Genomic DNA, 9,367 nt, shown 5'->3' with positions numbered 1-9,367 from the left:
GGACGGGAGAAACGTTTGGGGGGACACGACAACCCCTGGGTCAGGGAAGAGGGTGCTCCATGCCCGCTGGGGCGCCGCTTTTCGGCCTCTGTACGGAATGATGGAACCACCATGAGCCAAGAAGAACCCCCGGAGATCAACGGAAACGGCGACACCAAGGGCACCTCCGTCATCGTCAACGCCATTGCCGTGCTGAGGACCTTCACCGCCGAAGAGCCGCTGCTCGGAGTCACGGAGGTCGCCAACCGGGTCGGGCTGCACAAAAGCACCGTTTCCAGGATCCTGGCCACCTTCGAACAGGAACGCCTGGTGGAACGTGATCCGGAAACGCGCCGGTTCCGCCTCGGCCTGGGGCTGATCGCGATTGCCGGTCCGCTGCTTGCCGAACTCGAGGAACGGCGCGTGGCCTACCCGGTGCTGCGTGAACTCACCGAACAGACCGGCGAGACCAGTGCGCTGATGGTGTGGAACGGTGCAGAATCCATGTGCGTGGAACAGATCGCCAGCCACCACCAGATCAAGCACACCACCCCGCTGGGAGCCCGGTACCAGGACGCCATGAGCGCCTCAGTCCAGGTCTTCCTGTCCACCGAACCTGCCGAGCGGGTCAGGGCCCTGCTCCGCAGCGGGGCCATCACCTACCCGGGGCTCGATGACGCCAGCCTGGACGGCTACCAGATCAAACTTGGCGACGTCGTCCGCCGCGGCTGGGCCATCAACTACGGCGAATCCTCCATTGACGAAGTCGGCGTCGCCGCCCCCGTCTATGACCACCGCGGCGACATCGTGGCCAGCGTCCTGATCCCGGCGCCGCGTTTCCGCGTTTCCCGCGACCGGCTTCAAAGCCTGGGCGAAGCGTGCGCCGCCGCGGCGGGCCGGGTCACCACGCGGCTGGGCGGACGCCCGCCGGGAAACCCGGAACGCGCCGGCCAAAGCTAGGATCCGGGCAGCCAAGCGACTAGGAAAGGTTGGCGCCGGAGACGAGCCGGGCAGCGGGGCGACTCAGACGAGCCGGGCGAGGCTGGCGGCCAAATGCAGGGCCGACAGCCGCCCCGTTTCCCGGGGGTCTCCGCCGCAGAGCTCGAAGATCCGCCGCAGCCGCTGGTGCATCGACTGGCGTTCCAGATGCAGCTCCCTCGCTGCGTGGGCGGTGTTGCAGCCGCAATCCAGCCATGCGGCCAGCGTGTCGAGCAGCCGCGAATTGCGTTGCGCATCATGATCCAGCAAAGGCCCCAGCTGCTGGCGCACGAAATTCCGGCGCTGGTACGGGTCCAATGACTGAATGGCGAGACGTTCCACGGCAAACGCCTCCGCGTCGATTACGGGAGCGTGCACGCCGCCGGCTTCGGAACGGGACTGCTCCCGGGCGCTCGCCAATTCCAGCGTGAGCTTGGCTTCGGACAGCGACCAGGGAGCGTCCGAAACGCCCGCCACCAAGGGACCCACCGCCGCAAGCGTCCTGGCCAAGGCCGGAAGCTCCAGCAGGCCGGCCAGAAGCTTTTGCCGGTTCTCTTCCGGAGCATCGCCGCCAAGACCCGCCACCGCGAGAAGCTCGGCGTTGTCGACGTAGGTGGCGTGGGTATACGCCGCACGGGCCAGCAACTGCTCAACCGATGCCCGCAACTGTTGGGACGTATCCGACCGGACCACAAGGGCCACCAGCGGTTCGGCGGCCGGAATGCCGGCGGCCGACGCCAACTGCTGCAGCCGCCACGGCTGGCTGCCGGAATCAATCGCGCGGATCAGGGCAGCTCCCGCAACCTCCCGGAGCCCGGGCGACATCCGCTGCAACATCGCCAGGGCCAGGATGTCCACCGAGCGCTTCCCGGCAGTGCGGGCCAAATTCTCGTCCTCGTGCGCCGGGACCCGCAGCATGAGCTGGGCCGCAAGGATCCCGCGGACCGGCACGTCAATCTGGATCAGACGGGCATGCTCCTGGCCGGCGGGAACTGAGCCGGCAATGTCGTCGTCGGTCCCGGCCGTCCCCGCCGTCCCGGCCGTCGCGCTGGCCAGCGTTGCGCCGGTGAGGGACGTCAGGGTCACCTCGGCGTTGATGATGCCGGCGAGCACGGCGAGAATCCGGTCCAGACTGCCCCCGTGGGCCAGCTCGACGGCCATTGCGTGGCTCGCCTCGTCCGCCCGCCGCAGCTGGGAAACCGACTCGCTGACCAGTGTCGAATTGATGGCCTGCATCACGCCTACAAAGGGCACGACCTTTCGGAGCTCGATCAGCGGGAGTCCGGCTGCCTCAGCGGCCGACACCATGGCGGACGGGAGCGAGGGGAGGGCGATTCCGGTCTCGATGGCCAGGGCGGCCACGCCCCGCTCGGCCAGCTGGCGGATGTACATGACTTGCCGTTCCTCGCTGGCGTGGGCGAGGGCCTCCCCTCCCGTCAACAGAAGCTCCCCGCCGTCGAGCAAGGGGGCGATGTCCAGGATCTCGCTGGAGTGGATCCAGCGGAGCTGGGTTCTGGCCGCCGTGCCGGCCGCCGCCCTGACGATGGGATCAGCCACCGAGAGGGTCGGATGGTCGAGCACATCCTGAAGACGTATTGACATGACACTCCGTCGCATTTTTCGAACATTAACTAGACACATTCTATATAGGTGGATGTGGTGCACGCCACATAACCTTGAAGTACCCCCAAAACTCTCACGGAGGCTCCAATGCGTGAAAATTCCCCAGCGGTTTCCGCCGGTCCAGTGGTCAATGAAGACCACATAGACCACGAGGCCTGGCTCCAGCCCATTCCCGAATCCCAGCGAACCCGGAAAGTCTCCGGTCAGTTCTGGATCTGGGCCGGCGCCAACCTCGCCCCGATCAACTGGGTGCTCGGCGCCCTCGGCATCCACCTCGGCCTAGGATTCTCCGACACAGTCATTGTGCTGGTTTTGGGGAACCTGATTGGCATGCTGCTCTTTGGCTGCTTTGTCCTCCTCGGCCAGAAGACCGGGGCCACCGGCATGGTGCTGGCCCGGGCTGCCTTCGGCCGGCAGGGGAACTACCTCCCGGCCGCCATTCAGGCACTGCTGGTCATCGGCTGGTGCGCGGTCAACACCTGGATCATCCTGGACCTGGTCATGGCACTGTTCGGCACCCTCGGCTGGGTGGACCCCACCGCCCACAACTATGCCTGGAAGATCGGCGTCGCCACGGCCATCATGGCAGCGCAGGTCGCCATCGCCTGGTTCGGCTACAAGGCCATCGCGGCATTCGAGAAGTGGACGGTCCCGCCGACCATCATCATCCTCGCGGTGATGTCCGTCGTCGCCTGGTTCGGCATGAAGATCAACTGGTCCTACGCCGGCCCGGCGGGCAACATCCTGGAAGGCTCGGAGCGGATCGCCGCCATGAGCGCCGTCATGACCGCCATCGGTATCGGCTGGGGCATCACCTGGTTCACCTACGCCGCCGACTACTCCCGCTTCGTCAGCACCGAAGTCCCCAAGCGCAAGCTCTACCTGGCCTCCGTGCTGGGCCAGTTCATCCCGGTCGTCTGGCTCGGAATCCTGGGCGCCAGCCTGGCCACCAACAGCGGTGAGATCGACCCCGGCAAGCTAATTGTGCAGAACTTCGGCGTAATGGCACTCCCGGTGCTGCTCATGGTCCTGCACGGCCCCATCGCCACCAACATCCTGAACATCTACACCTTCTCCGTAGCCACTCAGGCGCTGGACATCACCATCAGCCGCCGCAAGCTCAACCTGTTCGTCGGAGTGTTCTCCCTCGCCGCCGTAGTCTTCTTCATCTTCCAGGAAGACTTCGCCGCCGTCCTGGATGCCTGGCTGATCGGCCTCGTCGCCTGGGTGGCCGCCTGGGGTGGCGTCATGCTGGTGCACTACTTCTGGCTCGACAAGCGCTGGCCCGGGGACCCCACCCGGCTGTTCGACGCCGTCGGTACCAAGCGTCTGCCCGGCGTGAACCCGGCAGGCATCGCATCCCTGCTGATCGGGATCTTCGCCACCTGGCTGTTCATGTACGGGCTGGTTCCCGCAATGCAGGGACCCATCGCCGTCGCCCTCGGCGGCTGGGACCTCTCCTGGCTCGCCGGCGGCCTGACCAGCGCCGCAGCCTACGCCATCATGGGACCGCGCTTCCACCGCAAATTCCTGCACCTGACCAGCGCCGATGCGGGCACGGTCCCGGCCCCCGCTGCCGCCCCCGAGGCAACCGCCATTGGGACGGCCCACGTCCCCGCCGTGTCCGCGTCCACCTCAGGTCTCTGACCGGAAGACCAGCCGCCGGCGGGGAATCATCGGATTCCCCGCCGGCCCGGCCCGCACCACCGTCAGCGCCCAACACTCGGCGGCTGCAGCCGCCATTTGTACACTGAACTTAACGAGGAGCACCACCAGCATGGACAAGTCAGTATTTCTGGAAGACATGGATGCTTTCGCCTACCGCGAAGTCCTGGCATCCGGGGACGCGATCGTCCTCATTCCCGTCGGGTCCCTGGAGCAGCACGGTCCGCACCTTCCGCTGGGAACGGACACCATCCTGTCATCCCACTTCGCGGAGGGTGTTGCCCGGCGGCTGGGTGGACTTGTTGCCCAGCCAATCGCGTACGGGTACAAGTCGCAACAGAAGTCCGGCGGCGGCAACCACCTCTCCGGTACGACCAGCCTGGATGGCGCCACCCTTACCGGCGTGGCCCGCAACCTGGTCAAGTCCTTCCTCAACCAGGGCGTCCGGCACGTGGTATTCATCAACGGCCACTTCGAGAACTACCAGTTCCTGTACGAGGGAATCGACCTTGCCCTAGAGGACTTGGGCATCAAACCCGGGGCAGAGCAGAGCGTGCTGCTGCTGTCCTACTGGGACTTCGTCAGCGAGGACACGCTGAAGCAGGTCTATCCGGGTGGCTTCCCGGGCTGGGACATCGAGCACGGCGGGGTCCTGGAAACCTCGCTCATGCTCCACCTTGAAGCGGCCCGGGTGGCCATTGACCGCCTGGTCGACGGTCCTGCCGCGGTCCTCCCGCGCTTCGACAGGCTCCCGGTGGTTCCGGCGCGGACACCCGCCACCGGTTGCCTGTCATCGGCGGCCGGCTCCAGCGCAGCCAAGGGCGGGCTGCTGTACGACCAGGTTGTCAGGGATCTCGTCGTCGATCTCGGAAGTGAACTGGTCCGTGAACCCGCGACGGCGGTTGTATCGGGGTAGGGGTCAGCGATCCCAGAGGGCAACGCGGTTGACCCAGTGAACCGATGGCGCCGCGGGGAGACTTTCCCGCGGCGCCATCCTGTCATGGCACTGCCCGCATCGATACGCCACCGTGCCGCCCAAACGACACCCCCCAACCAAAACCCCAACGCGGAGTCACTTCGCGCCCATCGGCGGCCCCGGCATGGGCGCGAAGTGACTCCGCGTTGCTTGGTTTCCGGACCGCGCGGCCAGGTGCCGGCAGTTGCGGACTACACTCGATTCCGGGCGGCCCAACGGCCCGCTACGGCCCAGCCGGATAACGAAGCTGGCATCAGGCCCGCAACGAGGAGGTCATGATGGCCGGCGGCAGCCGCGAACCCGGCAGGTCGGTGACCTCGAAGGTCCTCGCCATCCTCGAAGCCTTCGAAAAGTCCCGGGGCGCCCTCAGCCTCACCGATATCGCCGAAAAATCCGGGCTGCCCTTGAGCACGGCCCACCGCCTGGTCAACGAACTCACCGACTGGGGCTTCCTCTCGCGCGAACCCAACGGCCGCTATCAGCTCGGCATCCGGCTGTGGGAGCTCGCCCAGAACACCGGGCGGCAGCTTCGCGATGCGGCGCGGCCCTACGTCCAGGACCTGTTCTCACTCACCGGCGAAACCGCGCATCTGGCGGTCCGCGCTGGCCACGAGGTGCTCTACATCGACCGGGTCTACGGCTCCAAGCGGGTGCCCCGCGCCGGCCGGGTCGGCGGCCGGCTGCCAATGCACGCGACCGCCGTGGGAAAGGTCATTCTCGCCTTCGAGGAGGACTGGGTCCGGGACGCGTATCTGAACCGGCAGCTGGAGCGGCACACTGCGCACACCCATGTGGACCCCAAAAAGCTGGCCGCAGAGCTGTCCCAGATCCGCGAACAGGGCTACGCCACCACCCTGGAGGAAGTCCGGCTGGGCTCCTGCTCGATCGCCGTCCCGGTCTTCCATACCGGCAGGATCGGCGCCTCGATCGGCCTTGTGCTGCCCACCAGCCAGGCCGCCACGATGACCCGGCACCTGCCCGTGCTCCGGGGCATCGCCGCCCAGATCGAGCGCGCCACGGCCCGGATCCCACTCCAAACGCTGCTCGGCAGCCACGTCGCCGGCACGGACTGACAGGCACCGCCCCCGCTGTGGTCTAGCAACGCAACGCACTCTGCCGGCTGCCCGGGCTGCCGGCAATCTTGCGTTGCGGCCCGGTGTCGTCCGTTCGGGGGCACTTTGAGGGGCAATAGTCGACGTCGGCGGCTTAGTTGGCGGCGTGTCCGTGTCGAAGTGCCCCCGGACCGCCGCCGGGGCGCCCTGAGCCTGGCCGGACGTTGTCAGGGGGGGTAACCGGGCGATTGGGGCACGGTGGGCGGAGGAGTGGCTGCCGGGCTGCCCGGGCTGCCCGGCAATCTTGTGTTGCGGCCCGGTGTCGTCCGTCCGGGGGCACTTTGGTGCCAATAGTCGACGTCGGCGGCTTAGTTGGCGGCGTGTCCGTGTCGAAGTGCCCCCGGACCGCGGTCAGTGCCCCCGGACCGCGGTCAGCGCGCCCGGACCGCGGTCGCCGGAGGAGGGGCTACCCGGCCCCACTGCAGCCGCGGAAAAAACGGCTTCCGCCCAGTGGAAGCAAACCCTGCGTTCCCGGAGTGATCGGGACCACACTGGTGAGAAGAACCCCGGCATGCACTGGCGCGGCCGGCGGTACCAACACCAAGGAGCTTAGATGTCATCGTCGACGGATACGGCCGGCCGCTGTCCCTTTGGACACGGCGCCGAGGCACCCGCAGGGCACCACGGCTACGAGCCGTTCCAGATGAAGGATCCCTTCCCGGCCTACGCAGAACTCCGGGCCGAGCAGCCGGTCATGTTCGACGAGCGGGTCGGCCTCTACGTCGTCTCCCGCTATGACGACATCAAGGCCGTCTTCGAGGACTGGGAGACCTTCTCCAGCGAAAACGCCCAGGCCCCCGTCCGCGAACGCGGCGCCGCAGCGAAGAAGATCATGGAAGACGGCGGCTTCACCGCGTACTCGGGCCTCTCCGCCCGCCGCCCCCCGGAGCACACCCGCATCCGCGCCGTGGTCCAGAAGGCCTTCACGCCCCGCCGCTACAAGGCACTCGAGCCCTTCATCCGGCAGAACGTCGTCGAGCTGCTCGAAAAGATGCTGGCCCGCCCGGACCGCCACGGCGACATGGTCAAGGATCTCGCCTACGACGTCCCCACCATCACCATCCTCACCCTGATCGGCGCCGACGTGTCCCAGGTGGACACCTTCAAACGCTGGAGCGATTCCCGGGCGGCCATGACCTGGGGCGACCTCAGCGACGAGGAACAGATCCCGCACGCCCACAACCTGGTCGAGTACTGGCAGGAGTGCCTGCGCCTGGTCAAGATGGCCCACGAGGAAGGCGGCGACAACCTCACCGCGGACCTCGTGAAGTCCCAGCAGGAGGGTGCAGAGATCTCCGACCACGAGATCGCCTCCGTCCTCTACAGCCTGCTGTTCGCCGGCCACGAGACCACGACCACGCTGATCTCCAATGCCCTCCGCGAGCTGCTGGCCCGGCCCGAGCAGTGGAAGCAGCTCATCGAGGACCCCAAGAAGATCCCCGCCGCCATCGACGAGGTCCTGCGCTACGCCGGCTCGATCGTCGGCTGGCGCCGCAAGGCCCTCAAGGACACCGAAGTCGGCGGTGTCGCCATTGAGGAGGGCGCGCAGCTGCTGCTCCTGATGGGCTCCGCCAACCGCGACGAGAACAAATTCAGCGCCGGCGAGGACTTCGACATCACCCGCCCCAACGCCCGCGAGCACCTCTCCTTCGGGTTCGGCATCCACTACTGCCTGGGCAACATGCTCGCCAAGCTCCAGGCAAAAATCGCCCTCGAGGAAGTGGCCCGGCTCGCCCCCGGCCTGCAGCTGGAGAACCCGGAAACCATCGGCTTCCGGGAAAACCTCTCCTTCCGCGTCCCCGAGACCGTCCCCGTCAGCTGGAAGGCCTGAGAAATATGCAAAGCAACGAATACATCCAGTTTTTCGACGGCGGCATCGAACCGAAGCTCGAGAACCTCGGCGGCAAGGGCGCCTCCCTGGTCACGATGACCTCCGCCGGTATGCCGGTCCCGCCCGGTTTCGTGGTCACCACGGCGCAGTTCGACGCGTTTATGGAAGAAGCCGGCATCACCCGGCATATCCACCAGCTCCTCGCAGACCTGGACCCCGAGGACATGGGCCAGGTGGACGAGGTGTCCGCCGCCATCCGTGAGGACATCTGCTCCCGCCCGGTGCCGCAGGCGATGCGTGAGCTCACCGTCGGCGCCTACGGTGCCCTGATGTCCCGCTTCGACGCGCCGGTCCCGGTGGCCGTCCGTTCCAGCGCCACCGCGGAAGACCTGCCGGACGCCTCCTTCGCCGGCCAGCAGGACACCTACCTGTGGCTCGCCGGCGTCAAAGCCGTCACCGAGCACATCCGGCAGTGCTGGGCCTCGCTCTTCACCTCCCGCGCCATCATCTACCGGCTCAAAAACAACATCCCCAACGAGGGCCTGTCGATGGCTGTGGTGGTGCAGAAGATGGTCAACGCCCGCGTCTCCGGCGTCGCCATCACCATGGACCCCACCAACGGCGACCGCTCCAAGATCACCATCGACTCCTCCTACGGGGTCGGCGAGATGGTGGTCTCGGGCCAGGTCACCCCGGACAACATCATGCTGGACAAGGTCACCCTCACCGTCATCAACGAACACCTCGGCGACAAGCACGCCGAACTCGTCCCGGACGCCGTTGCCGGGCGGCTGGTGGAGCAGGAGGTCGACGCCGAACGCCGCGGCCGCCGCAGCCTCTCCGACGCCGAACTGACCGCCGTCGCGCAGATGGCCAAGCGCGCGGAAAAGCACTACAAGTGCCCGCAGGACATCGAGTGGGCCCTGGATGCGGACCTGCCCGACGGCGAAAACCTCCTGTTGCTGCAGTCCCGCCCCGAAACCGTGCACTCCTCCAAGCCGGCCGTCCCGTCCACAGCCACCGCCGGCGGCTACTTCAGCGGACTCAGCCCCGCCGCCCCAGCGGCCGCACCTGCTTCCACGACGCCAGCAGGCACAGCGACAGCCGGCCCGACGCCGTCGTCCACCGCCGGCTTCAGCCTCGGCAGCATTACCGCGTCCCTGCTGAAGCCCTCCGTCTAACAAGTTTTGACCCGCTAGTCCG

At 67.1% G+C, this 9,367-nt stretch carries 7 protein-coding genes; 6 read left to right on the top strand and 1 reads right to left on the bottom strand.

Annotated elements, in window-relative coordinates; all coding sequences use genetic code 11:
* The first annotated feature begins 111 nt into the window (after nucleotides 1–111).
* Nucleotides 112–939, top strand: a complete 828-nt coding sequence (locus AC50YM_RS02425; protein ID WP_494955405.1) for an IclR family transcriptional regulator — start codon at nucleotides 112–114, stop codon at nucleotides 937–939.
* Between the two features lie 63 nt (nucleotides 940–1,002).
* Here AC50YM_RS02425 and AC50YM_RS02420 read toward each other — a convergent pair whose 3' ends face one another.
* The gene (locus AC50YM_RS02420) at nucleotides 1,003–2,559 is read right to left on the bottom strand and encodes a PucR family transcriptional regulator (RefSeq protein ID WP_494955404.1); all 1,557 of its coding nucleotides are present in this window, start codon (nucleotides 2,557–2,559) and stop codon (nucleotides 1,003–1,005) included.
* A 108-nt stretch (nucleotides 2,560–2,667) separates the two neighbouring features.
* Here AC50YM_RS02420 and AC50YM_RS02415 point away from each other — a divergent pair, with 108 nt between their 5' ends.
* The 5 genes from AC50YM_RS02415 (at nucleotide 2,668) to AC50YM_RS02395 (ending at nucleotide 9,345) form a co-directional block, all read left to right on the top strand.
* Nucleotides 2,668–4,227, top strand: a complete 1,560-nt coding sequence (locus AC50YM_RS02415) for a purine-cytosine permease family protein (protein WP_494955403.1) — start codon at nucleotides 2,668–2,670, stop codon at nucleotides 4,225–4,227.
* A 130-nt stretch (nucleotides 4,228–4,357) separates the two neighbouring features.
* Complete coding sequence (locus AC50YM_RS02410) at nucleotides 4,358–5,161, top strand: creatininase (protein WP_494955402.1); 804 nt, start codon at nucleotides 4,358–4,360, stop codon at nucleotides 5,159–5,161.
* A gap of 338 nt (nucleotides 5,162–5,499) precedes the next feature.
* Nucleotides 5,500–6,294, top strand: coding sequence for an IclR family transcriptional regulator (locus tag AC50YM_RS02405; protein WP_494955401.1), 795 nt, complete (start codon nucleotides 5,500–5,502; stop codon nucleotides 6,292–6,294).
* Between the two features lie 592 nt (nucleotides 6,295–6,886).
* Nucleotides 6,887–8,164 carry a cytochrome P450 gene (locus tag AC50YM_RS02400; RefSeq protein WP_494955400.1) on the top strand — a complete coding sequence of 426 codons (1,278 nt, stop codon included), beginning with the start codon at nucleotides 6,887–6,889 and terminating at the stop codon, nucleotides 8,162–8,164.
* 5 nt (nucleotides 8,165–8,169) lie between these two features.
* Nucleotides 8,170–9,345, top strand: coding sequence for a PEP/pyruvate-binding domain-containing protein (locus AC50YM_RS02395; protein WP_494955399.1), 1,176 nt, complete (start codon nucleotides 8,170–8,172; stop codon nucleotides 9,343–9,345).
* Nucleotides 9,346–9,367 lie beyond the last annotated feature (22 nt).

It is taken from the genome of Pseudarthrobacter sp. RHLT1-30-1, assembly GCF_059383415.1.
Note: the sequence above shows the minus strand (reverse complement) of the source record. Positions and strands in the feature narration are given on the sequence as shown.

Coding starts and splice junctions, on each gene's coding strand:
- AC50YM_RS02395 (WP_494955399.1), top strand. CDS start 8,170: ATGCAAAGCAACGAATACATCCAGTTTTTCGACGGCGGCATCGAACCG.
- AC50YM_RS02425 (WP_494955405.1), top strand. CDS start 112: ATGAGCCAAGAAGAACCCCCGGAGATCAACGGAAACGGCGACACCAAG.
- AC50YM_RS02420 (WP_494955404.1), bottom strand. CDS start 2,559: ATGTCAATACGTCTTCAGGATGTGCTCGACCATCCGACCCTCTCGGTG.
- AC50YM_RS02410 (WP_494955402.1), top strand. CDS start 4,358: ATGGACAAGTCAGTATTTCTGGAAGACATGGATGCTTTCGCCTACCGC.
- AC50YM_RS02405 (WP_494955401.1), top strand. CDS start 5,500: ATGGCCGGCGGCAGCCGCGAACCCGGCAGGTCGGTGACCTCGAAGGTC.
- AC50YM_RS02415 (WP_494955403.1), top strand. CDS start 2,668: ATGCGTGAAAATTCCCCAGCGGTTTCCGCCGGTCCAGTGGTCAATGAA.
- AC50YM_RS02400 (WP_494955400.1), top strand. CDS start 6,887: ATGTCATCGTCGACGGATACGGCCGGCCGCTGTCCCTTTGGACACGGC.